At 68.8% G+C, this 24,544-nt stretch carries 21 protein-coding genes; 8 read left to right on the top strand and 13 right to left on the bottom strand.

Annotated features, from left to right (window positions below):
- Positions 1-177: 177 nt before the first annotated feature.
- From QMK34_RS03705 to QMK34_RS03690, 4 genes are read right to left on the bottom strand one after another with little or no spacing between them, the layout of a single operon-like run.
- Positions 178-2,436, bottom strand: coding sequence for a heavy metal translocating P-type ATPase (locus tag QMK34_RS03705; protein WP_326411464.1), 2,259 nt, complete (start codon positions 2,434-2,436; stop codon positions 178-180).
- Between the two features lie 25 nt (positions 2,437-2,461).
- A complete protein-coding gene (locus QMK34_RS03700; protein WP_326411462.1) occupies positions 2,462-3,412 on the bottom strand; it encodes a hypothetical protein in 951 nt (316 codons plus the stop codon).
- Between the two features lie 52 nt (positions 3,413-3,464).
- Positions 3,465-3,671 carry a heavy-metal-associated domain-containing protein gene (locus tag QMK34_RS03695; protein WP_326411459.1) on the bottom strand — a complete coding sequence of 69 codons (207 nt, stop codon included), beginning with the start codon at positions 3,669-3,671 and terminating at the stop codon, positions 3,465-3,467.
- A gap of 31 nt (positions 3,672-3,702) precedes the next feature.
- A complete protein-coding gene (locus QMK34_RS03690; protein WP_326411456.1) occupies positions 3,703-3,984 on the bottom strand; it encodes a metal-sensitive transcriptional regulator in 282 nt (93 codons plus the stop codon).
- A gap of 149 nt (positions 3,985-4,133) precedes the next feature.
- Here QMK34_RS03690 and QMK34_RS03685 point away from each other — a divergent pair, with 149 nt between their 5' ends.
- Positions 4,134-4,415: a metal-sensitive transcriptional regulator gene (locus tag QMK34_RS03685; RefSeq protein ID WP_326411731.1), complete on the top strand. Its 282-nt coding sequence runs from the start codon at positions 4,134-4,136 to the stop codon at positions 4,413-4,415.
- 332 nt (positions 4,416-4,747) lie between these two features.
- On the opposite strand, the gene QMK34_RS03680 is transcribed toward QMK34_RS03685, so the two are convergent.
- A complete protein-coding gene (locus tag QMK34_RS03680) occupies positions 4,748-5,695 on the bottom strand; it encodes a cation diffusion facilitator family transporter (protein ID WP_326411454.1) in 948 nt (315 codons plus the stop codon).
- A 244-nt stretch (positions 5,696-5,939) separates the two neighbouring features.
- Between QMK34_RS03680 and QMK34_RS03675 the strand changes: the two genes are divergently transcribed.
- From QMK34_RS03675 to QMK34_RS03665, 3 genes are all read left to right on the top strand, one after another.
- Positions 5,940-6,323: an ArsR/SmtB family transcription factor gene (locus QMK34_RS03675; RefSeq protein WP_326411452.1), complete on the top strand. Its 384-nt coding sequence runs from the start codon at positions 5,940-5,942 to the stop codon at positions 6,321-6,323.
- 98 nt (positions 6,324-6,421) lie between these two features.
- Entirely contained in the window at positions 6,422-6,778 is a 357-nt protein-coding gene (cmtR, locus tag QMK34_RS03670) for a Cd(II)/Pb(II)-sensing metalloregulatory transcriptional regulator CmtR (RefSeq protein ID WP_326411450.1), read from the top strand.
- A 107-nt stretch (positions 6,779-6,885) separates the two neighbouring features.
- Positions 6,886-7,497 carry a cation transporter gene (locus QMK34_RS03665; RefSeq protein WP_326411729.1) on the top strand — a complete coding sequence of 204 codons (612 nt, stop codon included), beginning with the start codon at positions 6,886-6,888 and terminating at the stop codon, positions 7,495-7,497.
- A 39-nt stretch (positions 7,498-7,536) separates the two neighbouring features.
- On the opposite strand, the gene QMK34_RS03660 is transcribed toward QMK34_RS03665, so the two are convergent.
- From QMK34_RS03660 to QMK34_RS03645, 4 genes are all read right to left on the bottom strand, one after another.
- Positions 7,537-8,226 (bottom strand): arsenate reductase ArsC, encoded by a 690-nt coding sequence (locus QMK34_RS03660; protein WP_326411447.1) that lies wholly within the window; start codon positions 8,224-8,226, stop codon positions 7,537-7,539.
- The gene (gene arsB, locus QMK34_RS03655; protein WP_326411445.1) at positions 8,223-9,314 is read right to left on the bottom strand and encodes an ACR3 family arsenite efflux transporter; all 1,092 of its coding nucleotides are present in this window, start codon (positions 9,312-9,314) and stop codon (positions 8,223-8,225) included. Before arsB ends, QMK34_RS03660 begins: the two co-directional genes overlap by 4 nt.
- Complete coding sequence (locus QMK34_RS03650) at positions 9,311-9,676, bottom strand: ArsR/SmtB family transcription factor (RefSeq protein ID WP_326411443.1); 366 nt, start codon at positions 9,674-9,676, stop codon at positions 9,311-9,313. Before QMK34_RS03650 ends, arsB begins: the two co-directional genes overlap by 4 nt.
- A gap of 68 nt (positions 9,677-9,744) precedes the next feature.
- The gene (locus tag QMK34_RS03645; RefSeq protein WP_326411441.1) at positions 9,745-10,260 is read right to left on the bottom strand and encodes an alpha/beta fold hydrolase; all 516 of its coding nucleotides are present in this window, start codon (positions 10,258-10,260) and stop codon (positions 9,745-9,747) included.
- Between the two features lie 653 nt (positions 10,261-10,913).
- On the opposite strand from QMK34_RS03645, the gene QMK34_RS03640 reads away from it, so the two are divergent.
- A complete protein-coding gene (locus QMK34_RS03640; protein ID WP_326411439.1) occupies positions 10,914-11,207 on the top strand; it encodes a hypothetical protein in 294 nt (97 codons plus the stop codon).
- 46 nt (positions 11,208-11,253) lie between these two features.
- Positions 11,254-11,868, top strand: a complete 615-nt coding sequence (locus QMK34_RS03635) for a TetR/AcrR family transcriptional regulator (RefSeq protein WP_326411437.1) — start codon at positions 11,254-11,256, stop codon at positions 11,866-11,868.
- A 72-nt stretch (positions 11,869-11,940) separates the two neighbouring features.
- Here QMK34_RS03635 and QMK34_RS03630 read toward each other — a convergent pair whose 3' ends face one another.
- Positions 11,941-12,225, bottom strand: coding sequence for a hypothetical protein (locus QMK34_RS03630; protein WP_326411435.1), 285 nt, complete (start codon positions 12,223-12,225; stop codon positions 11,941-11,943).
- 503 nt (positions 12,226-12,728) lie between these two features.
- Between QMK34_RS03630 and QMK34_RS03625 the strand changes: the two genes are divergently transcribed.
- Together QMK34_RS03625 and QMK34_RS03620 are read left to right on the top strand one after the other, a co-directional pair.
- A complete protein-coding gene (locus QMK34_RS03625) occupies positions 12,729-13,970 on the top strand; it encodes a helix-turn-helix domain-containing protein (RefSeq protein ID WP_326411433.1) in 1,242 nt (413 codons plus the stop codon).
- 68 nt (positions 13,971-14,038) lie between these two features.
- The gene (locus QMK34_RS03620) at positions 14,039-14,248 is read left to right on the top strand and encodes a hypothetical protein (RefSeq protein WP_326411431.1); all 210 of its coding nucleotides are present in this window, start codon (positions 14,039-14,041) and stop codon (positions 14,246-14,248) included.
- A 22-nt stretch (positions 14,249-14,270) separates the two neighbouring features.
- Here QMK34_RS03620 and QMK34_RS03615 read toward each other — a convergent pair whose 3' ends face one another.
- The 3 genes from QMK34_RS03615 to QMK34_RS03605 are packed head-to-tail and all read right to left on the bottom strand — an operon-like array spanning position 14,271 to position 24,203.
- The gene (locus tag QMK34_RS03615; RefSeq protein ID WP_326411429.1) at positions 14,271-15,860 is read right to left on the bottom strand and encodes an acyl-CoA carboxylase subunit beta; all 1,590 of its coding nucleotides are present in this window, start codon (positions 15,858-15,860) and stop codon (positions 14,271-14,273) included.
- Between the two features lie 7 nt (positions 15,861-15,867).
- Positions 15,868-22,458 carry an SDR family NAD(P)-dependent oxidoreductase gene (locus tag QMK34_RS03610; RefSeq protein ID WP_326411427.1) on the bottom strand — a complete coding sequence of 2,197 codons (6,591 nt, stop codon included), beginning with the start codon at positions 22,456-22,458 and terminating at the stop codon, positions 15,868-15,870.
- Complete coding sequence (locus QMK34_RS03605) at positions 22,455-24,203, bottom strand: fatty acyl-AMP ligase (protein ID WP_326411425.1); 1,749 nt, start codon at positions 24,201-24,203, stop codon at positions 22,455-22,457. Before QMK34_RS03605 ends, QMK34_RS03610 begins: the two co-directional genes overlap by 4 nt.
- Positions 24,204-24,544 lie beyond the last annotated feature (341 nt).

Here is a 24,544-nt window from a genome sequence, read left to right as displayed (position 1 = left end):
AACGGTCGTGGCGGTATGAAACGGTCGAATGGGCAGATTTTTCGTCCTTTGTGGAGGGTAAGGGGCTTCGAAGGACAGGCACCCGAGGCTTCGAGCGGCGGCTGCTACGTCAGTTCTCAGACGCCTTCTGAGACCGAACCGGCCGCCGGTGCGGCAGACGGCGGCCGGTTCGGTGAATCAGCCAGCGGTGCTGTGGAAGCCGCGCAAACGCAGGCTGTTGCTGACGACGAACACCGAGCTGAAGGCCATCGCCGCACCCGCGATCATCGGATTGAGCAACCCCGCCGCCGCCAGCGGCAGCGCCGCCACGTTGTAGGCGAACGCCCAGAACAGATTGCCCTTGATCGTGCGCAGCGTCCGCCGCGACAACCGGATGGCGTCCACGGCGGCCCGCAGATCCCCGCGGACGAGAGTGATGTCGCTGGCCTCGATGGCGACGTCGGTGCCCGTGCCCATCGCCAGGCCCAGATCGGCCTTGGCGAGTGCCGCCGCGTCGTTGACGCCGTCGCCCACCATGGCGACGACCTTGCCCTCGCGCTGCAGCCGGGTGACCACGTCGACCTTGTCCTTGGGCAGGACCTCGGCGATCACCTCGTCGATCCCGATCTCCGCGGCCACCGCGCGGGCCACCGCTTCGTTGTCCCCGGTCAGCAGCACCGGGGTCAGTCCCAGCGCCCGCAGCTGCGTGATGGCCTCCGCGGACGTCGCCTTCACGGTGTCCGCGACGACCAGGACTGCGCGAGCCCGCCCGTCCCAGCCGACCACTACGGCGGTGCGCCCGAGCTTCTCCTCAGCCGCTTTCGCCTCGCTCAGGCGCTCCGGCAGGTGCTGGCTCCACTCCTCCAGCAACGCGGTACGCCCGACGAGGACCGCCGCGCCGTCCACGATGCCCTGCACGCCGAGGCCTTCGATGGTGGTGAACCCCTCGACGGCCGGGAGGTCTCCCACCTTGTCCAAGGCGGCACGAGCGATGGCTTGGGCGATCGGGTGTTCCGAGGCGTTCTCCAGCGCCCCGGCCAGCCGCAGCGCTTCCTCGGGGTCGACGCCGTCAGCCACGTGCACCTCGACCAGCGACATCTGACCACTGGTGACGGTGCCGGTCTTGTCGAGCACGACCGTGTCCACCCGATGCGTGGACTCGAGCACCTCGGGGCCCTTGATCAGGATGCCGAGCTGCGCACCGCGCCCGGTACCCACGAGCAGGGCGGTCGGCGTCGCCAGCCCGAGAGCGCAGGGGCAGGCGATGATCAGGACCGCGACAGCCGCGGTGAAGGCGGCCGACACCGATCCCCCGGCACCGAGCCAGAACGCCAGTGTGGCGACGGCGAGCACGATCACGATCGGCACGAACACCGCCGAAACCCGGTCCGCGAGCCGCTGTACCTGGGCCTTCCCGGTCTGCGCGTCCTCCACCAGCTTGGCCATCTGCGCCAGCTGGGTGTCCGCGCCGATCCGAGTCGCGCGGACGACCAGCCTGCCGCCCGCGTTCACCGTCGCGCCGACCACCGTGTCGCCGGGGCCGACCTCGACGGGCATGCTTTCGCCGGTCAGCATGCTCGCGTCGACCGCGGAACTGCCCTCGGAGATGACGCCGTCGGTGGCGATCTTCTCCCCCGGCCGGACCACGAACAGATCGCCCACCACGAGCTGGTCGGTCGGGATGCGCTGCTCACGTCCGTCACGAAGGACCGCGACGTCCTTCGCACCCAGCTCGAGCAGCGCCCGCAACGCGGCACCCGCCCGTCGCTTCGACCGGGCCTCGAAGTAGCGCCCGGCGAGGATGAACGTGGTGACCCCGGCGGCCACCTCGAGATAGATGTTCCCGTCGCCGGACATCCGCTGGACAGTCAGCTCGAACGGGTGCGTCATCCCCGCCACCCCCGCGCTGCCGAACAGCAGCGCATAGAGCGACCAGAGGAACGCGGCCAGCGTGCCGATCGAGATGAGAGTGTCCATCGTGGCGGCGCCGTGCCGCAGGTTCGCCCATGCGGCCTTGTGGAACGGCCAGGCCGCCCACACCAGGACCGGCGAAGCCAAGGTCAGGGAGATCCACTGCCAGTAGGTGAACTGGAGCGCGGGCACCATCGCCAGCAGGATGACGGGCACGGACAGCACGGTCGAACCGATCAGCCGTTGCCGCAGCGGCAACGTCGGATCGAGCTCTTCGGCGGGCCCGTCGGGTCGCGACCGCTTCGGGGCAGGCAAGGTAGCCGAATACCCGGCGGCCTCGACCTGCTCGATCAGCTTCTGGGGCTCAATTCCGTCTTCGTAGACGACTTTGGCCTTCTCGGTGGCGTAGTTGACGGTCGCGGTGACGCCATCGAGCTTGTTGAGTTTCTTCTCGATGCGCATCGCACAGGAGGCGCAGGTCATCCCGCTGATCGCGAGTTCGACCTCGGCGGGGGCCGCGGTCGTGGACTGCAAGTCCGAAGTCATGCTGTGAACCTCAATTCTCCGCGAGTCAGCCGTGGCCGCTGTGACCGTCGCCGGCCGCGGGTGGCTGCTGCTGGGCGGGTGCCGCCGCGCCGGTGGTGGCCAGGGTGAATTCAGCCGTCCGGACTTTTCCCTCGTGCTGGAAGTCCAGGAACAGCCGATACGAACCGGCCGACGGGACCTCCGCGTAGAACGTCACTGTCGGGCCCGCGGGTGTCTTGCCGTCACCGGGTGCTCCGTCCGGGTGCACGTGGAGGTAGGCGAGGTCGCCGCCGCGCAGCGCGACAAGGTGGCCATAGGCGCCCAGGTAGGGCTGGAGGTCGGTGACCTCACGGCCGTTCTTGGTCACGGTCACCGTGACCTTGGACAACTGCCCGGGAACCAGATCACCGTCCATACGGACCTGGTATCCATCCACAGTGGACACTCGAGAGGCCGGGTAGGCCACCGGTTGAAAGACTCCGGGTGCGGCGAGGTCGACGCCGAGCGTGGTCGGCTCGGCACCCGTGGGCGCGAAATCGGCGAAGGCACGATAGCTGCCCGCCTGCCCCAAGATGAGCGGCACGCTCCAGGTGCCGTCGGCCGCCAGGGCCGGATGCACGTGCTGGAAGCCGGCAGTATCGCGACGCACCACGATCAGGTGCATACGCTTCTCGTGTTCGACGTCGTACGCGGTGACCGGCTGTCCGTCGGGACCGGTGATGCGGAAGGAGAAGGGGGTGCTCGTTCCCGGCGTCAGCGTCGTGGTGGTGGGCGTGAGGGTATAGCCGCCCCTGGACGACGCCAGCCCGCCGGGCTGGTCGTTCTTCGCGGCCTCCGCGACGGTGCCGCTGTGGGTTCCCCCGTGCCCGGCGTCCTCGCCGCCGTGCGCGCCGGCTTCGCCGGTGAAGGGACCGACAGCGGTGCCGACCGCCCAGGCGCCACCGGCGACCAGGACGAGCGCTACACCGTAGGCGGAGAGCTTCGCTGCTGTGTTCATGTCAGGTCCTCGCAGCGGGCAGGCGCCCGCAGGGTGAGGAGCTGCCGCCTTGTCAGGCGGCGAGCTCGTATCCAGCCTCTTCCACGGCGGCGCGCACGTCCGCGTCGCCGAGTTCGGTTGTGCTGCTGACGGTGACCTTGCCGTTCGGAAGGTCCACAGCGACCTTCTGGACGCCGTCGATCTTGCCGACCTCGTCTGTCACCGCGCGTACGCAGTGGTCACAGGTCATGCCTGTGACGGTGTAGGTGTTCTCACTCATCACGAACCTCCTTGTGGTGTCAGCTCCGGCTTCAGGAACGGACCAACCGGGCGATGGCCTCGCTCGCTTCCTTCACCTTCTCGTCGGCCTTGACCCCGCCTTCGGCGATCGCCTCCGACACGCAGTGCTTGAGGTGCTCGTCCATCAGTCCCAACGAGACCGACTGCAGCGCTTTGGTGGCCGCGGCCACCTGCGTGAGGATGTCGATGCAGTACTCCCCGCCCTCGACCATCCGCTGCAGTCCGCGAATCTGCCCCTCGACCCGGCGCAGCCGGACCAGGTAGTCGTCTTTCGCTTCGGTGTAACCGTGCATGGTCACTCCTCTCAACACGTCATTTATACCCTTAGGGGGTACCCGTGTCAACGCGGCGGGGAGCGGCCGCGCCCCGCAGTCACGTAGGTCACCACACGAAGCCCGTCGGGGTATGATTCGCCGACCACGACGACAGAACGGGCATGCCGATGGTGAGCTACAGCGAGGACAAGGACGCCTACCTCAAACGCCTTCGCCGGATCGAGGGCCAGGTTCGCGGCCTGCAGCGGATGGTGGAGCAAGATCAGTACTGCATCGACATCCTCACGCAGGTTTCCGCGGTGACCAAGGCACTGCAGTCGTTTTCCCTGGGCCTGCTCGACGAGCACCTGTCCACCTGCGTCGTCGAGGCGGCCGCGGCAGGCGGCAAGGAGGCCGACGTCAAGGTCCGTGAGGCGTCCGAGGCGATCGCCCGGCTCGTTCGCTCCTGATCTCCGGTGCTGCCGGGCGCCTGATCACACTCGGGTTGCGGCCGCCAGGGACAACGGAATCGCGACGAAGAACCGACAGGCCCGCGCGGCCGGGCTTATCAGGGCCGAAATTTCCCTGGCACGACAGGGAACGCCGACCTGCGCGCGCGAAGCCGCGCTGATGAAAACGTGGCCGCGCTACGGATACACGTCGAGATTGCCGGACTGCCGGCACTCGCCGTCGAGCCCGGCCTGATAGATCGCCAGCACTTCCGGACCATGCGCCGTGGTCATCGGCACTACTTGATTGCCGGCTTGAGTGGATCGAGGGCGCAGGCGACGACCTGCGGGTTCTATGACCGCTGTGGCACGGGTTCGTGGTGTTCAGTGGCTGTGTCGCCACCGGGGTGGGCGTGGATGAGTGCCTGCGTCAGGCGGGGCAGTGCGTCGATGAGTCGGTCCTCGGCGCGGTGGGCGATCGTGTGTGCCTGCACCAGGGTCAAGGTGGGGTCGACGTCGAGTTCGGACTCGGCGATGAGGGTGTGCCCGACCCAGCGCAGCCGGATCGTGTCGACCCCGCGCACGCCGGGGGTGGCGGCGAGGGTCCGCTCGGCGGCGTCTACCAGCGCCGGGTCGACCGCGTCGAGCATCCGGGAGAACACTTCCTTCGCCGCACCCCAGAGCACCGACAAGATGGCCACGGTGATCAGCAGGCCGACGACCGGGTCCGCCCAGCGCCAGCCGATCGCGGAGCCGCCGGCGGCGAGTAGCACGGCGAGGCTGGTGAATCCGTCGGTGCGAGCGTGCAGCCCGTCGGCGACGAGTGCGGCGGAGCCGATCTGGCGGCCAACGGTGATGCGATAGCGGGCCACGACCTCATTGCCGATGAACCCAACGAGCCCGGCGGCGGCGACCCAGCCGATCTCGGTCATGTCGCGGGGGTTGAGTAGCCGGTCGATCGCCGTCCACGCCGCGAGCACCGCGGAGGCGAACATGACCAGCAGGATCACCAGTCCCGCGAGGTCCTCACTGCGGCCGAGGCCGTAGGTGAAGCGCCGGGTTGCCGCACGGCGACCGAGCAGGAACGCGATGGCCAAGGGAACTGCGGTCAGTGCGTCGGCGAAGTTGTGCAGTGTGTCGCCCAGCAACGCCACCGACCCGCTGATCACTACCACCACGAGTTGGGCGACGGCGGTGACCATCAGAGCCGCGAAGGAGATCCACAGCGCTCGCATGCCGCGCGCGCTGGCTTCCAGCGTGGAGTCGACGATGTCCGCGCTGTCGTGGCTGTGCGGGGTCACCGCATGCTTGACCTGACTCCACAGTGAGCCCAGCAATCCTCGATGACCATGGCCATGGCCATGTTCGTGCGCATGGCCGTGGCCGTGGCGTTCGGCGTGGTCGTGCTGGTCGGGCATGACGGGATCCACCTTGTGCTCGCGTGACGTGACGCAGTCCTTGTCGGCCTGTTCCACCACCTTAGCAGCGTATCTGCGCACGCACGCATGTACGCAGGCAGTCGAGCATCGCGGTACGATGGCCGTCATGCTTACTGAGCTGCCGGAGTTCGACATGCCCGCCGACGAGCAGGTCCACCTCGCGGCCGAGTCGTTCCGGATGCTGGCTGATCCCACCCGCATCAAAGTGCTGTGGGCCCTGCTGCAGGGCGAGTCCTCGGTCGCGTGCCTGGCCGAGCTCGCCGGCGCCGCGCCGACCGCGGTCAGTCAGCACCTGGCGAAACTGAGGCTGGCCGGTCTGGTCCGGGGGCGGCGCGAAGGCACTTTCGTGTACTACTCCGCCGCAAATGACCATGTACGGAACCTGCTGTCGCAAGCGTTGTTCCACGCCGATCATGTCGACCGCGACATCTCCGCCGACGCCTCCGCTTCGCACGCTCATCGGCCCTCACGCGCGAAGCGCGCACAGTGACCTGACGGGCGCCGCTCGCCGCCGGCGGAGGCATAGTCGTCGAAGGCGAACTGTTCGGTCTTTGCTGTCATAACACTATAGACTGTACTGTTCGATGCATGCTGACTTGTGAGACGCGGGGCGCGGCGCTGGCCCGGCTGGGCCGAGCGCTGGCCGACCCGACCCGGTGCCGGATCCTGGTGTCGCTGCTGGACGGGGTGAGCTACCCCGGCCAGCTCGCCACCGAACTCGGCCTGACTCGCTCAAATGTGTCCAACCACCTGGCCTGCCTGCGCGGCTGCGGACTGGTGGTGGCAACCTATGAGGGTCGTCAGGTCCGCTACGCGCTGGCCGACGAGCACTTGGCCCGCGCGCTGGGTGAGATGGTCAAAGTCGTGCTCGCCGTCGACACCGAACAGTCCTGCGTGGACGACGACGCCCCGGCCGCCGCGTCGCCCGCGACGGCGGCCCGGTGAGCGACAACGAACAGCGCCTCGACCAGCCTCTGACCGCGGAGCCGACGGCGGCCACTGCGGAACCAGGCGGCTGCACGGACGGCTGCTGCGCGCCGGTGTCGCCGACCATGGCGGTGCGGGTGGATGCGGACCGCCGCGCGGTGCTGTCGCGGCGGGTGCGACTGCTGGTCGCGGCGACGATCACCTACAACGTGGTCGAGGCGATCATCGCGATCTCGGCCGGGACGGTCGCGTCGTCGACGGCGCTGATCGGGTTCGGGCTGGACTCGGTGATCGAGGTCGCCTCGGCGGCCGCGGTGGCCTGGCAATTCTCCGGCACCGATCCCGAGGCCCGTGAGCGAACGGCGCTGAAGGTGATCGCGGTGTCGTTCTTCGCGCTGGCCGCCTACGTCACCGTCGAGTCCGTCCGCACCCTGTTCGGCACCGAGGTCGCCGAGCACTCCACGGTCGGGATCGTGCTGGCGGCGGTGTCGCTGCTGGTGATGCCGTTCCTCTCGGCCGCGCAACGGCGGGCCGGGCGGGAGCTGGGTTCGGCCAGCGCGGTCGCCGACTCCAAGCAGACCCTGTTGTGTACGTACCTGTCCGGTGTCCTGCTCGTCGGGTTGCTGCTGAACTCGCTGTTCGGTTGGTCCTGGGCGGACCCGATTGTCGCACTGGTCATCGCCGCGGTCGCGGTGAAGGAGGGTCGCGAGGCCTGGCGCGGCGAGCATTGCTGCTGACCGTGCCAGACCACTGGGAAAGCGATGGGTCAGGCCAGGTCAGGTGGCGACGGGTACGAGCTCGGCGAGTAGTGCCTGGACGCGGCGGTCGATCTCGTCGCGGATCGGGCGGACCGCGTCGATGCCCTGCCCTGCGGGGTCGTCGAGCTGCCAGTCGAGGTAGCGCTTGCCGGGAAAGATCGGGCACGCGTCGCCGCAGCCCATCGTGATCACGACGTCGGACGCCTGCACGGCTTCGGTGGTCAGCGGCTTGGGGAACTCCTGGGTCAGGTCGAGCCCGAGCTCCTCCATCGCGGCCACGACGGCCGGGTTGATCGAGTCCGCAGGCGCGGACCCCGCGGAGCGCACGACGACTCGGCCTTGGCCGTGGTGATTGAGCAGGGCGGCGGCCATCTGGGACCGGCCGGCGTTGTGCACGCAGACGAACAGCACCTCGGGCAGGTCGGACACGGTGGCTCCTTCGTTTTTGGCGGTGGCGTCGAGGCGCTGGCGGGCGAACCTTGCGGCAAGGACGGGCAGGTGGGTGTGGACCTTGGCGGTCGCGGCGAGCTGGTCGAACGAGTCGTGCACGACCGCAGTCACGGTCTCGGCGGAGAAGATCCCGTCGAACCGGTCGGTGAGCGTGGCGGCCTCGCGGTCGAGCAGGATTTGCACGCGGGGGTCGATGAGGCGACAGTCTTCGACGTCGAGGCAGGGCTCGCCTTCGTGGTGGTGATGGGGCACGGTCATGGCCGGGTCTCCAACGGGTTGGTGGCGGGCGTGAAGCGGCGGCGCAGGGCGAGTGAGACGTACACGAGCCCGACCAGCACCGGCACCTCGATCAACGGGCCGACGACACCGGCGAGAGCTTGACCGCTGGTGGCGCCGAAGGTGGCGATCGCGACGGCGATGGCGAGTTCGAAGTTGTTGCCCGCGGCGGTGAACGCCAGCGTCGTCGTGCGTTCGTAGTTCAGGCCGACGGCCTTGCCGAAGGCGTAACCGCCGCCCCACATGATCGCGAAGTACACCAGTAGCGGCACCGCGATGCGGACGACGTCCACGGGACGGCTGGTGATCTGATCCCCTTGCAGGGCAAAGAGGATCACGATCGTGAACAGCAGCCCGTAGAGCGCGGCGGGCCCGATTTTCGGCAGGAACTTCGCCTCGTACCACTCACGACCCTTGGCTTTCTCCCCGAACCGGCGGGTCAGAAACCCCGCTATCAGAGGAATTCCGAGGAAGATGAGCACGCTCTTCGCGATTTGCCAGCCCGACACCGCCAGATCGGTCTGAGCGAGGCCCAGCCAGCCGGGCAGCACCGACAGGTAGAACCAGCCGAGTACGCCGAACATGACGACCTGGAACACCGAGTTCAATGCGACCAGGACGGCGGCGGCTTCACGGTCGCCGCACGCGAGGTCGTTCCAGATGATGACCATCGCGATGCAGCGCGCCAAGCCGACGATGATCAGCCCGGTCCGGTACTCGGGCAGGTCCGGCAGCAGCAGCCACGCCAGCGCGAACATCAGCGCCGGGCCGATGACCCAGTTCAGGACCAGTGAGCTCCACAGGAGCTTGCGGTCGCCGGTGACCGTGTCGAGGCGGTCGTAGCGGACCTTCGCCAGCACCGGGTACATCATGATCAGCAGCCCGATGGCGATCGGCAGGGAGATCCCGTCGATCGACACCGCGTTCAACGCCGTGTTCAGACCGGGAACGACCCGGCCGCCGAGCAGGCCGATCACCATGGCGACGGCGATCCAGACCGGCAGGAACCGGTCCAGCGTCGAGAGTTTGCCGACGACGCCTGCCGTGGCGGGTTCCTCGGTGACGCTCATGCCGGCACCGTCGCCGGGTCGGCCGGGACCAGCACGGCGGACAGGCGCGCGAGGACTTCGGGGTGGACGCGGTAGTACACCCAGGTGCCGCGGCGTTCGCCGTCGATCAGACCGGATTCGCGCAGCACCTTGAGGTGGTGGGAGATGGTGGGGCCGGTGACGTCGAAGGCGTCGGTGAGGTCGCAGACGCACGCTTCGCCGCCCTCGTGGGAGGCGATCAGGGACAGCAGGCGCAGCCGGATCGGATCCGAGATCGCCTTGAACACCTTCGCCAGCTCCACGGCCTGCGGTTCGGACAAGGGTTCGCGGGCCAGCGGGGAGCAGCAGACGTCCATCGCCGCCAGCGGCAGTTGCTTCGACATACGTCTATGTTGACAGACTTCTATCTAGAGGACAATCTGAGTCAGATCTAGTTTAGATGAACATCTACTTAAGGGGCTTGTCCATGTCCCGTGTCCAACTCGCCCTCCGAGCGCGGCATCAGTTTCGCAGGGTCGCTGCGGGCGAGCGCGAGTTCGCGGGCGTTGCCCTCACTCATGCCCACGAAGGCGTCGTCACGATCCAACGGAGCGAGTCCACAGGAGACCGCGGCACTCAGGACACGGCCACTGGTGGCCCAGGCCGTCGCCAGCACGAAAGGCCCACCGCCCGACATCCCCATCAGGGAAAAGGCCTCGAGCCCCAAATGGTCGGCAAGCCGGACGACGTCACCGGCACAGTCGAGGAGGGTACGGCCCGGTTGGGCGTCCGACAGGCCGTAGCCAGGACGGTCGAAGGTGATCAACCGGATGTTCCGCTCAGCGATCGCCTGTTCATCCGGGTACCGCTCCAACCGGGAACCCGGCGTCGCATGGATGGAGACGACGGGCTGCCCGCCGGGCTCACCCCACTCCTGAAAGGCAAGCTTCCGCCCATCGGCGAGACGAAGCAGGCTGGCTGTTTCCATGAGCGGACTTGCCCCACAGCTGGTGCAGCCCCGAACTGGCCGAGTCCGCTGCCCGCCTGCCTGGACGGCCTGATTGGCTCACCACCACGTGGCGAGCGCTGCAAGCGTTGGTCTGCCTACGCTGTTGCCAGGCAAGCCGCCCGCGCCGAGGGACGCCCACTCTCGCCGGTCCGGAACTTCGCGGCCTACCGCCCTGCACCTCGCGCACATCCGGATCAGTCAAACCTCATCGTACCCGCGACTGTATTTCCTCGACGCCACAGACAAGACCGGGCAGATCTGTATCGGCTACCTCGGCCCACACCTGCCCACCTCCTGACGACACCGCCGTCGAATGCGGCCCGATGGGCGCGATCTCACGGCCGACGCCTAGTCTCACGAGCCTTGCCATCGGGATCTCACCCGAGCTGTCGAACCGGAGACCTACCCGAAGGCTAGTGCTGTGTCCATGAACGTCGGCCGGTTTGGCGACACGCCGGTCGATGTTCTGGGCGGTTGATCGTTGGGTGTCGGTGTGAGTGGACGGCAGAACGAGAAGATCGTGCGCAGAGGTACCGGATCGTCGATCCGGTTGCGGCGAGCGATGGTGATCATGGCTTCGGCCAGTGGAAACACTGTCCCCGCCACCGCCCGCCTGGTGCAGGGTGACGCAGATGCTCAAGGACAGACCGGCACCACCGTCGGTGTCGCAGTGGTGGTGGCTGCTGCCGCCGATGCGCTACCTGCTGGAACACCGACGGTGGAAGGCCCGGCAACAGGAAATGATGGACGCCCTGAACCCACTCCAGCGGAACGCGCTTGTCCAGTACATGAACAAAACCACCGGATGGTCGTTCGTGGGCTTCGGCGGATTTCTGATCGCCATCAAGGAGAGACGACGTGAGCCACCTTTCTACCCGTTGCAAACGTATTGCACGCTACTTTTCAGCGAACGGACAGTCAAGTAAGGTGTGGAGATCCACCGTCTGAGTGGGATGGGCATAGTCGGAGAGGATGATCATGCGCGCGGATGCCGAGGAGAATCGCCGACGCCTGCTCGACGTAGCCGAGGACCTCTTCGCCCGCAAGGGCATTGACGTGACCGTCGCCGAGATCGTTGCCGCGGCCGACGTCGGGCCGCCCACCCTGTATCGTCACTTCGGCACCAAGGACGGTCTAGTCAAGGCCCTCACCGAACGCCGGTCCGAGGTCGCGGCGGCCAATCTGGCACGCGCGCTGGCCGAGCCGACCGGCTGGCGGGGACTTCAGTTGGCGCTGCGGCAAAGCCTCGAGATGGCACGGGACAACCGGGCCGTCCGCGAACAGCGAGGGCTCGCGGTAACTCCCGCCTTGGAACGCATGCTGCTGTTCGGCTGGCGCGAGCTGATCGACAGAGCCCATCAGGAAGGCAGCGTGCGGACCGACTTCTCCGCCACCGACGTTCCATACCTGATCGCGGCCGTGGCCGCCGCGGCCCGAGCGGTCGGATACCAGCCCGCCCTGCAGGAGCGCTACGTCACGCTACTCATGGAGAGCCTTCGCCCTGACCCTCTCGCCCCCCTGCCTGGCAGCGCCCCCACTGCGGAGCAGGTGCACGATTCGTTCTCGCCATCTTCGGGAAACGGATGAAACCACCGCACCACGTTTCGTAGTAGGCGCTACCTTGAGCGACGTGGTTAGGTCGCGTTTGGGCCTGGCGCGTCAGCTGCGCACCAGGTGAGCACGGACCCGGGTACTGTCCTCGTTCGTCCAGCCGCGCTTCGCGGCGAAGTCGAGCATCGCCGCGAAGCCCGCGCGCCACTCTGACGTGTCGTCTCCCCCAGCTTGCAGAGCGGCAGGATCGAGCCAGGCGTGATCACCGTCGAGCTCCCCGAAACCGCTGGCGCGCAGAGAGTCCGCTGCGGCATTGTCGTCGATCCCGACGAGCCGGACGTGCAGATCGCGAAAGTTGGCGGTCTCGAACAGTTCGACGACGGCCGTGGTCACGTTCAGATACATGGGAGCCTCAGACGACCGAAAGGGAGGGAACGCGGATCTCAGCGACAGAGTACGCGAACTAAGCGCGGCGGCGTAAAATCCGGCTTATAACGGGAAACGGGCCGGCCAGCGTGAGCGAGCCCGCGCCCAGCACGGTGGCGCGCTATAAGCGTCGGCATGCACGACTTCACCGCCCCCACCGGCCCGATCTAACCGGACACTCGTCCGCTTGCAGTGCACGCGGCACCAACTCGCGAACCGCCTCCAGAGTCGTCACCTCACATCCACTAGCCAAGTCGCATCTCGCGCCGTGCCAAACCCACTCGACCCACACATCCATCTCGAAACGTAGTGCAAATTGTACTTATATCTCGCCCCGAGGCCATGTACGCCCGGATACCAACCTTGTTCCGGACCTGTCACTACGCTTAAGCTGTCGGAACGCTGGCGAACCGCGGGGGAAGTCGACAGGAAGCGCCGCTCCGGTCGTGGCGACCGGCGGGCACTCGAGAATGTTGTGGCTGTCGCTGCCCGGCGAGATGGCCCGGCGCCTCCGTCCGCACGCGAACCAACTCAGCAAGAAGATCCTCGAAGCGGTCCAAAGTGGAGTCCCTGAGTACGCGAAGCCGCTGGAGGGTCCTTTCGGCAAAGTCATCACGCAAGTCATCGAAGAGGCAGTCGTCGGCTCCATCGACAGCATCGGCGGCGACAAGAGCGTGCCACAGGACAAGTGGGCGGAGTTCTTCCGGGACGTCGGCCGGGGCGTACACAACGACGGCGGCAGCCTCGACTCACTTCAAGCCTCCTACCGCGTGGGCGGCCAGGCCGCGTGGCGCTACGTCGCCGCCTGGGGCCAGCACATGCATCTCTCCGCGCACATGCTGTGTGTCAGCGCCGAAGCCATCTTCGCGCTGATCGACGAGATCTCTTCGTACTCAGTCGAGGGGTACACGGTCGCGCAGGCCACCGCCACGGGAACACTCGAACGGCGGCGGCGGCAGTTGCTGGAGCTGCTTCTCGCCACCCCGCAATCCTCACCGCAGAACATCGCCACGATGGCGAAGGCCGCGAACTGGGAGATCTCGGAATGGGTCACCGTGATCGCGCTGGAACCGCCCGAGGAACGCTATCCGGATGACGTCGATCCGACGCCCCCGACACACCCAGACGTCCTCGTCGATTTCGAGGGCGCACAGCCGTGCCTGGTCACCGCCAACCCCGACCGCGACCTCGAGACGCTGGCACCCGTGCTGCGAGGCTGGCGTGCCGCGGTCGGGCCCAGGGTGCGGTTACTCGACACCGCGACCTCCCTGCGCTGGGCACGGCGCACCATGCAGCTGATGCAGCGCGGGATCATCACCGCGGGACCGATGGTCTCCGTGACGGAGCACCTCAGCACGGTCTGGCTGATGCACGAAGACTTCCTGCTCGACGAGCTGACCCGCAAGACGCTGAGCCGGCTGCTCGGTCTCACCCCGAAGCAGCAGGACCGGCTCGGCGAGACACTGCTGGCTTGGCTGGAGTGCCGAGGCAGCACGCCTGAGATCGCCGCGATCCTCAAGATCCACCCGCAGACGGTCCGCTACCGGCTCAACCAGCTGTTCGAGATGTTCGGCGACCGGCTCAACGATCCGTCGGAACGCCTGGACATACAACTCGCGCTACGCGCGCATCGGTTGCGCGGCACCCGGCCGCTGGACATCGGCGCCGTGGCGCCCAACCCAGAGCCGCAGGACAGTTCCGAGCTGACGTAGGCGGAGCTCGCCGGGCCAGCAGCTTGAGGCTGAAGTTCTTGACCTACTTGAGTTTGTAGCCCGCCACGGTGGCAGGCACCGTATCCGGGGCGGGATCGATGATGCTGTCGAAAGTCGCTCCGGCAGCAGCTGTCGCCGGTGCGGTGACCGTCGCGCGCTGGCTCAAGCTCACCTGCTGCGGGCCTACGCTGGGAGAGTTGGGCTGGCGAACCAGGTTGACCGCGACCGGGTACGGCGAGCACTGCGGGTGCGGCCGTCGCCGCGGCCAGCGCAGTTAGGATCCGGCCTCGGATGCTTTGGTCACAAAGGGATGTTCCCGTGCTTTTTCGCAGGCAGGGTCTGCCGTTTGGTCCGCAAAGTGCGCAACGCCTGCGAGACGTGTCGCCTGGTCTGTGAAGGCACCACGACCTGGTCGATGTAGCCGCGTTCGGCCGCGAAGAAAGGGCTAGCGTGCCGCTCGCGGTACTCCTCGGTGAGCTGGCGCTGGACGGCAGCGCGCTCATCCGGTTCCAGTCCGCCGAGCTCACGACGGTGCAGGACCTGCACCGCGCCTTCGGCGCCCATCACCGCGATCTCCGCAGTGGGCCAGGCGAGGTTGACGTCGGCGCCGAGGTGCTTGGAGCCCATCACCGCGTACCCGCCGCCGTAGGCCTTGCGGATCACCACGGTCACCTTCGGGACGGTCGCCTCGGAATAGGCGTAGATGAGCTTTGCGCCGCGGCGGATGATCCCATTGCGCTCCTGCTCGGCGCCGGGAAGGTAACCGGGTACATCGGCGAGGGTGAGCAGCGGGACGCCGAACGCGTCGCAGAACCGCACGAACCTCGCGGCCTTCTCCGAGGCGTTGATGTCGAGAACCCCGGCCTGGTGACGGGGCTGGTTGGCGACGATGCCGACCGAGCGACCCTGGATCCGGCCGAAAGCGCAGATGATGTTCGGCGCGAAGGCGCTGTGGATCTCGAGGAACTCCCCGTCGTCGACCAGCCGCGTGATCACCTCCGCCATGTCGTAGGCCCGGTTCAGCTCGTCGGGGATCAGCCGGTCGAGTTCGAGGTCCGCCGCGGTGAGCTCGGGAACGGTCTCGTCGCCGTATTCCGGTGCCTGGTCGAGGTTGTTGGCGGGCAGGTACCCGAGCAGGGCCCGGACCCACTCGATCGCGTCCGGCTCGTCGACGGCCCGGTGATGGGCGTTGCCGGAGACCTCGCTGTTGGTCACCGCGCCGCCGAGTTCCTGCGCACTGATCCGCTCGCCGGTCACGGCCTGGACGACGTCCGGCCCGGTCACGAACATGTGCGAGGTCTCGTCGACCATGACGGTGAAGTCGGTGATCGCGGGCGAGTAGACCGCACCGCCGGCGCACGGGCCCAGGATCAGTGAGATCTGCGGAATCACCCCGGAGGCGTGGGCGTTGCGGCGGCCGAGCTCCGCGTAATAGGCAAGCGAGACAACACCTTCCTGGATCCGCGCGCCACCCGAATCGTTGATCCCGACAATCGGGCAGCCCAACGTCATGGCCAGGTCCATCACCTTGAGGACCTTCTCCCCGAACACCTCGCCCATGCTCCCGCCGAACACGCTGAAGTCCTGGGAGAACAAACAGATCGGGCGGCCGTCGACCGTCGCGTGCCCGGTGACCACGCCATCCCCGTAGGGCCGGTTGGCGGCCATCCCGAACTCGGCGCACCGGTGCCGCGCGAACTGGTCGAGTTCGACGAAGGAGCCCGGGTCCACCAGCAGGTCGATCCGCTCGCGGGCGGTCAGCTTCCCCTTGATGTGCTGGCGGTCAATCGCGCGTTTCTCCGCGATCCGGACTACCTCGTCCTGGCGGGCGGCCAGGTCGGCGATCCGTAAGGACGTCGTCGGCCTGAGGGAACTGTCCTCGATCTTCATCCTCGCGTCACCCCTTTCCTGCGTGCTGCTCGACGGAGCTGTTCCTGTCCTCGAACCGCCGTACCAGCGCGTCCACGATGACGGACACGTGCGGCGGGTCGATCATGGAAAGGTGATCACCGGGCACCCGCACGATCTCCAGGTGCGCACAGAACTCGTCCCATCCGAGTGCTTCGTCGGTCCGCAGGTACCGGGGGTCGAGCGAGGTCGTGAGCGGATGCGGCTCCTGCGCCCGCATCAGCAGGACCGGACCGGTGTACGTTTCCGGCGCGTAACGTTCGGCGACACGAGCGTCCAAATAGGACGTGTACTGATGGTGCAGCACGCCCTGGCCCATCTCCGGGACCTGTTCGGCCAGCCTGCCCATGACGAGCCGGAGCTGGGCCTCTTCTCCGAGCTTTTCCAGCTCTGCCCGCGGGATCTCGAGCGGGACGCCGTAGGTCTGCTCGATGTGCCTGGCGAACCGCTCGAACCGCTCCAGCAGCAACTCGGTGCCGGACCTCCCGGGAACAGACAGCGGAAGGATCGTGTCGATCATGAAAACAAGACCGACTGCTTCCCCTGCCGCGGTCAGCCGCCGAGCGGTCTCGTAGGCGAGGCAGCCACCGAACGACCAGCCGCCCAGGCGATACGGCCCCTGCGGCTGGATCTCCCTGATGAGGTCGGCGTAACAAGCCGCCTTGCCCTCGACCGTGTCCTCTTCGTCGATCCGTTCGAACCCGTACACCGGATTGCCGTCCGGCAGCAGCCGTACGAGCTCGCGGTACACGCTGGTCGGCCCGCCGGCCGGGTGGAACAGGAAGACCGGGTCGGGCCCGACACCGTCTCGCAGCAGGCGCACCGGCCTGGACCCGAGACCTTCGATCTCGGCGCGGAGCAGATCGGCCATCGCGGCGATCGTGGGCAGGGCGAACAGCCCGGCCGAGTCGGGCACCGCTTCGAGCTCCTCCGTGAACGCGGCCCGTAGGCGGTCCGCATGCTCGGTACCACCGCCCACGACGAAAAAGTCGTCGTAAACGCCGGGCTCCTTCCCCGCCAGCACCGCGTGCCAGTGCCTCGCCACCCAGCGTTCAGCCGGATCGCGAGGGCCGACCGGGGCGGGCCGGGTGATCGGCGACGGTGTGGGCGTCCCGAAACCGGCCTGGCTCGCGAGCTGCTCGGCGATCTCGGTCAGGCAGGCGCCGCGCAGGAGCAGAGGCACCGGCAGGGGCAGCCCGAAGTCGCGCTCCACCGCACCGCGGGCGCGCATCGCCATGAGGGAGTCCAGACCCAGCTGGGTGAGTGGCGTGTGCCGGTCGACCTCGGCGGCGGTGAAGCCCATCAGGCCGGCGACGACAGCGGCCAGGTGGTCGGCGATGGCGGCCCAGGCAACCTCGGGCTCCGCGGCGCGCAGCGCCTCCATGCCCGCCCAGTCCGCCGACGCCGGGCAGTCGCCGCCATCTGCGGGGACCAGCAGGTCGAAGAACGGGCGCTCGGCCAGCCGCGGGAACAGCGCGAGCACCGTGTCCGTGTCCAGCCGGGCGACACCGGTCGCCTCGCGATCCCTGGCGAGCACGGCGTCCAGCGCGCCGAGCGCCTCGTCGGTGGAAAGCGGTTCCAGCACAGGGTTCCGGGTGCCGGTGACCGCACCGGCCTCGCCCCAGGCACCCCAGTTGATCGTCGCCGCTGGCAGCCCCTGGGCACGCCGCCACCCGACCAGTGCGTCGGTCCAGGCGTTCGCGGTCGCGTAAGCGGTCTGTCCCGGCGAGCCGAACAGGGCGGCCGCCGAGGAATAGACGAGCCACCAATCCAGCTCGTGACCGGCGGTCGCTTCGTGCAACCGCCAGGCGCCCACGGCCTTCGGGCGCCAGACGGCTTCGAGCTGTTCGGGCGCGAGCGAAATCGCGGCCGCGTCCGCCAGCGCGCCGGCGGCGTGCAGGACTCCCCGTAGTGCCATGCCGCCCTCCGTGGCCGTCGTCACCAGCAGTTCGGCCGTACCGGGTTCGGCGATGTCGCCCGCGACGACGCGCACCTCGGCGCCGAGTTCACGCAGGACCTGTAACGCCGGTGCGGTTTCCGGCCCCGCGCCGCGGCGGCCGGACAGCACGATGCGGCTCGCGCCCCGGTCGGCCAGCCACCGGGCCGCGACGAGACCCAGCCCGCCGAGACCACCGGTGATGACGTAGGCGCCCTCACGCACGACGGCCTGGCGGCTCGGCTCGCCGAGGTCCGGGCGCACCAGGCGGCGGGTGTACCGCACCCCTTCACGCCAGGCGACCTCGTCGTCGGGACCGCCGGCCCTGACCTCCTCCCGCAGACTCGAAATCCACAGGCCGGCCGGATCGGGCTCGGCGTCGAAGTCGGCCTGGCTCACCCGCAGCTCCGGGTGCTCGAACGCGAGTACCCGGACCAGGCCACGCAGGGCCGCGAGTTCTGGGCAGCCGGTCTCCCCCGGCTCGATCTTCGCCGCGCCCGAACCGACCACCCACAGTCGCGGGATGACGGGCGACACCTCGGCCAGCTCCGCGACCACCTCGGCGAGGGTGAGGACGAGGTGGGCCGCGTTGCCGGGATCGGGCGGTGCGCCCGCGGTACCGGCCATGGCCAGCACCCCCGTCACCGGCCTGCCGGCCTCGCGCCGGGCACGCAGCTGGGCGGCGAGCGCGGCGCGGTCGCCCAGCAGTGCGGTGCCGACGTCGTCGCCGACCTCCGAGAACACGGTGTGGAGCTTGGTCAGCCAGGACGCGCCCGTGTGCTCGGCGGTGTGCAGGACGAGCCAGCGGTGGGTCTCCTCCTGCCGGACCGGCACGGCGGGCAACTCCGCCTGGAACCAGGCCGCCTCGAACACCAGGCTGGACAGCGGGACCGGCAGGGCCGAGCGCTGAAAGCGACGGCAGTAGACGTCACGGAACTGCACGAGCACGCGACCGTCCTCATCGACGAGTTGCACGCTGCCCAGCAGGCCGTCACCCGAGTCGTCCACCGAGCCGAGGACGGCGTCCACCCGGACACCGCGCCGGGGGTCCCCGTCGACGGTGATCTCCCCGAGCGTGAGCGGCAGGTAGAGGCCCCCGGCTTCGCCGAGTGCCTCCCCGGCCGCGGCGGCCAGCGTGTGCAGGCAGGCGTCGGCCAGCGCCGGGTGCAGCACGTATGCCGTGTGCTCGCGGGCCTGCTCGGGCAGGACGATCGACGCCGAAGCGCGGCCTGGCGCGGCCACGACCTCACGCAGGCCGCGGAAGGCCGGGCCGTAACTCTGGCCCATGTCCGCCAGCGCCCGGTACAGATCGACCCGGTGCGCGTCGCCGGTTTCCTCGGTGACCGGGCCGAACGGGCTCGGCGGTGTTTCGGTTTCGCGGACCTGTGCGGTGGCGTACCTGACCCAGTCGCCGTGTGCCGACCGGGCGTGCACGGTGACTTCCGCGGGTACTCCGCCTCGGATGGTCATTCTCGTCGTCACTTCGGTGCTCGCCGCCAAGGGCAGGACCTGGTGCAGTTCGAGGTCGCCGATCCGGATCCCGGCTCCGGCGCCGGGCGCCGACCTGGTCGCGGCGAGGACGAGCTCGAGGAAACCGGTGGCGGGAAAGAGCGGAACACCCATCGCGGCGTGATCGGCGAACCACGGGTGCCGGCCGGTGCCCACGTCGGCCCGCCACAGGTGCTCGCCGCCGCCGGGCTGCTCGATGTGGACGCCAAGCAGCGGATGCCCGCCGTCCGCGACGAGCCCCGGCGCGGGGCGGGCGGGCCAGAACCGCTCGTGGTGCCAGACCGGGCCCGGTAGCTCCACCGGCACCACCCGGGGGCCGCGCGCCGCCAGTACCCCGGGCCTGCCGAGCACGTGCAGCCGCGCGAGGCTGGTCAGGAACGTGGTCCGTTCGTCGACTTTGCGGCTGCCGGTGGGCAGGCCGGTGGCCCGGCCGGCGGTGGTCTGCTCCAGCGCGGCCAGCGCGATCGGGTGCGGGGAGATCTCGACGAACACGGTGTGCCCGTCCGCCTCGGCCGCGGCCAGTGCCTGCGCGAACCGCACCGGGCGGCGCAGGTTGGCCGCCCAGTAGCCCACGTCGAACGTCGGCGTCTCGCGGGGATCCTCGAGAACGCTGCTGTAGCAGGGAATCTCCGGCGTACCCGGTTTGAGGTCGGCGAGCTCGGCGCGGAACCGGTCCAGCACGACGTCAACCGCCGCGGAATGCCCGGCGCCGCCGACCGGCAACCGCCGGGCGAGCCTGCCCAGGTTCTCCACGTGCGAGACCAGTGCCTCGACCTGCCGCGCCTCGCCGCCGACCGTGCACTGCGTCGGAGACGCGTAGACGGCCACGGTGATGCCCGGGTACTCGCCTTCGAGCTCGGCCAGCTCTGCCGGGGACAGTTCGACCACGGCCATCGCCCCAGCGCCGGTCGCGTCGACCTCCGCGAGCAGCCGGGCGCGAGTGACCATGACACGCAGCCCGTCGGTGAAGTCGAGAGCACCCGAAAGGGTGGCCATGGCGACCTCGCCCATCGAGTGCCCCAGCAGGGCGGCAGGCACCACCCCGTGTGCCCGCCAAAGTCCCGCCAGCGCCATCTGCATACCGAACAAGGCCAGCTGCGTGGCGCCGAGGTCCGGCAGCTCCTGCTCGCCCGCGATGACCTCGCGCAGGGAAAACCCAGCCACGGCAAGGAATACCGGGTCCAGGCCGTCGACCTCGGCACGGAAGGCGGGTTCGTCCAGCAGCAGCCGTCGTCCCATCTCCGGCCACTGCGATCCGTAACCCGAGAAGACGAACACGACGTCCGTGCGCGCACCGGCTTGGCCGCTCACGACGTCCGCACCGCCGCGGCCCTGACCGAGTTCACGCAGGGCTCCGACCAGCTTGTCACGGCCGCAGGCGACCACCGCGCTCCGGACCGGAAGCTGCTCGCGCCGGTTCGCCAAGGTCGGGGCGACGCAACGGAGCGGGATGTCACGACCCGCGGGCGAATCCAACCAGTCCGCGAGCTGACCCGCCCTGGCGTGCAAGGCCGTGGCCGAGCCCGCGGACAGCGCGAAGACCTCGGGTTTGGCGGTGTCACCGGGACTCAGGGGGAAAGACGTGGCGGGCCACTCTTCCAGCACCACATGGGCGTTCGTGCCGCCGAACCCGAAGGCGGACACCCCGGCTCGCGCGGTGCCCGAGTACCGGGGCCAGCCGGTGCCCGCCGCGACCACCCGCAGGCCGAGCTCGTCGAGGTCGACGTGGGGATTCGGGGTGCGGTAGTGCAGGCTCGGCGGCAGCCGGCGATGGACCAGCGACAGCACCACCTTGATCAGCCCGGTGATCCCGGCGGCTCCCTCGAGATGGCCGAGGTTGCTTTTGACCGAACCGATCAGCAGCGGCCGGACGGCCTCCCGACCGGCACCGAGGACCGCGCCCAGCGCACCCGCCTCAAGGGGATCGCCGAGCGGCGTGCCGGTGCCGTGCGCCTCCACGTAGTCCACTGAGGACGGTTCGACCCCGGCCGCCGAATAGGCGTCGCGCAGCAGCGCGGCCTGCGCGTCCGGATTGGGGGCCATCATGCCGTTGGACCGGCCGTCGGAGTTGACCGCGCTACCCCGGATCACCGCCATGACCCGGTCGGCGTCGCGCCGCGCGGCCTTGAGCGACTTGAGCACGAGCACGCCGCAGCCCTCGCCGCGAACGATCCCGTCGGCCCCGGCGTCGAACGGTTTGCAGTGCCCGTCCGCGGCCAGTACCCCGGCCCGGTGGAAGTTCGCGGTGATGCCAGGGGACAGCATCAGGTTGACCCCGGCGACGAGCGCGGTGTCGATCTCGCCCCGCCGCAGGCTCTGCACCGCCTGATGCACCGCAACCAGCGACGAGGAGCAAGCCGTGTCGAGCGTCAGGCTCGGACCGCGCAGGTCGAGCAGGTAGGACAGCCGGTTCGCGGCGATGCTCGCTGCGGCGCCGGTCCCCGACCAGGCGTCGATGGTGGCGACGTCGGTCATGGTCAGGTAGCCGTACTCGCTGGCCGAAAGCCCGACGAACACGCCGGTCCTGGTGCCGCGCAGGGACTTCGGCGGGATTCCCGCGTTCTCCAACGCCGCCCAGGTCACCTCCAGCAGGATGCGCTGCTGCGGGTCCATCGCCTCGGCTTCGCGGGGGGTAATGCCGAAGAAGGCCGCGTCGAACCCGGCGACATCGTCGAGAAACCCGCCTCGGCGGGGCAATCCCGCCAGCGCCGCTGGCGAGGCGAAGGACTCCCAGCGGCCAGCCGGAACCTCCCCGATACCGTCACCGCCGGACTCCAGGAACCGCCAGAACTGCGCCGGTGACTCGATCCCGCCCGGAAGCCGGCAGCCGAGGCCCACGACCGCCACCGGCTCGCCCGCCACCGGCTGCGGCGCGGCCATCCGGTTTTCGTCGCTGGTGGACAGCGCGGCGGCGAGCGCGGTGATGGTCGGGTACTGCCACACCAGCGTCGCCGGCAGGGGCCTGCCGACGAAACCGCCGAGGTCACCCGTGAGACTCAGCACGTCCCGTGAGGACAGTCCGGCCTCCTGGAACGGACGATCGGGGTCGATCTCCGCGGCGGGGGTCCCCGTCGCCATCGACACCCGGTCGACGAGCCAGGCGCGCACCGCGTGCGCGTCCGTGCCGCTGCTCACCCGAGCCTCCGCCCGGTCAACGTGCCATCCACATAGGACTGACGGCACAACGCGCGGCTGATCTTGCCGCTGGAGGTGCGCGGGACAGTGCCCGGCGGCAGGAAGACGACGTCGTGCAGCTTCAGGCCGTGCTCGATCGAGACCACCCCACGCAGAGCCCTGACGACGGCCGGAAGATCGACTGCGGCCTGTCTGGCCAGTTCGAGCACGACGACAGGCGCTTCCCCGTTGTCCAGTTGCACGGCGAAGGCCGCCGCCGAGTGCGGGCGGACCGAGGGATCGGCCTCCACCGTCTGCTCGATGTCCTGCGGGTAGTGGTTGCGCCCGTCCACGATGACGAGGTCCTTCAACCTGCCGGTCATGTAGAGCTCTTCCTCGAAAAGGACACCCAGGTCGCCAGTGGCCAGCCAGCCGCCGGAAGCCAGCCCGAACGTCGCCGCGGAGAGCTCGGGCCGACGCCAGTAGCCCTGCCCGACGTTAGGTCCGCTCACCCAGATCTCGCCGACCGCGCCGTCAGGCAGCGGGACACCGGTGGCCGGGTTGACGACCAGGATTCGCTGGCCGACCGGGCGGCCGCAGGAGACGAGGGTGGTGACGGCCGCCGACGGCCCGGCGGGGGGCACCGCCGCGCCCGAGGCCAGCCGGTCCCGGTCGAACCTGACCTGCCGCGACGGCGAACCCTCGTCGGTGACGGAAACCAGCACGGTGGCCTCGGCAAGCCCGTAGGAGGCGCGGTGGACTTCCGGCCGGAGACCGCAGTCGCCGAATGCTTCCTGGAACCGGGCGATGGTGGCCGGGAGCACCGGCTCGCTGCCATTGATCAGCGACACGACCCGGCTCAGCTCCAGATAGCTCTTCTCGTCCTCCGTGACCCGGGAAGCGCTGTAGGCGTAGGCGAAGTTGGGAGCCGCGCTGATCGCACCGGGACTAGCGGAAAGCGCCCGCAGCCACCGCCCCGGCCGCTCCAGGAAGGCGATCGGGTCCATCAGCACCGAGGCAACCCCACAGAACATGGGCGCGCCGATGCCCAGGATCAGGCCCATGTCGTGGAAAAGCGGCAGCCAGCTGACGGTCGACGTCGTGCCGCTCTGGACGCCGTACGCACCACAGGCCTGGCGCGCGTTGGCCAGTACGTTGTGGTGGGTGAGCAGCACGCCGGCCGGCGAGCGGGTGGAGCCCGAGGTGTACTGCAGGTAGGCCAGCTCGTCGGGCTCCGGCCGGTGCCATGCGCGCTCAGCGCCGTCGACAGGCGTCAACGAGTCGACCGGAAGCACCGAGGGCACCTCGATCCCTTGCCCGACAAGAAAATCGGCGACCTCGTCCTGTATGGCAGAAGTGGTGAGGACGACCTGGGGCGCGCAGTCGGCGAGGGTGGCGGCGAGCCGTCCGGAATGCCCTGGCAGCGTCGGGGCGAACAGCGGCACCGCGACGAGTCCGGCACGGATCGCACCGAGGAAGGCGACCACGTAGTCGACGGACTGCCCGGCCACGATCGCCGCGCGCTCACCCGGTGAAGCGAGTTCCGCGGCACGCAGCGCGGTGGCACTCACCCGGTCGTCGAGTTCGCGCCAGGTGAGGTTGACAGCGCGACCGTCGCTGGTGGTCCGATAGTCAAGGAACGTCAGCGCGATCTCGTCGCCGAGTCGCCGCGCCCACTGCCCCAGCAGGGTGGCCAGCGAAGCGCCGGCCAGTGAGTCACAGTTCTGGGCCGGCGCCACGAGAACACTCTCGGAAATCGTCTTCATAACCCCTCGCGAGAATGTAGGAGGCACATACGGAGACAAATATTTTGACGCTATTTTCAGTAGCGGACGTTTACTGTTTACGAACTGTATTTATCACCTTGATTGGTGTCAACAACGTGGACACCGAAGTTCGCATTTCCATCGGGCGCACTCACGGGGAAGCGGAGAACGAACTTCCGGCATTGTCATCGCGGGAAGGACTTTCCCGGCTAGGACCCAATGCCACGTAGCCTAATTTGATCATGCTGCTGGTCTGGGTGTCAGCCTGCGGATCGTGATCGTGGCCGGGTTCTGATGGCGGATACTGGCCGGCTCGTTGTGTTTCTTGACCTGGTAGCTGT

This window comes from Amycolatopsis sp. H20-H5 (assembly GCF_035828755.1).
Taxonomy (GTDB): Bacteria; Actinomycetota; Actinomycetes; order Mycobacteriales; family Pseudonocardiaceae; genus Amycolatopsis.
Note: the sequence above shows the minus strand (reverse complement) of the source record. Positions and strands in the feature narration are given on the sequence as shown.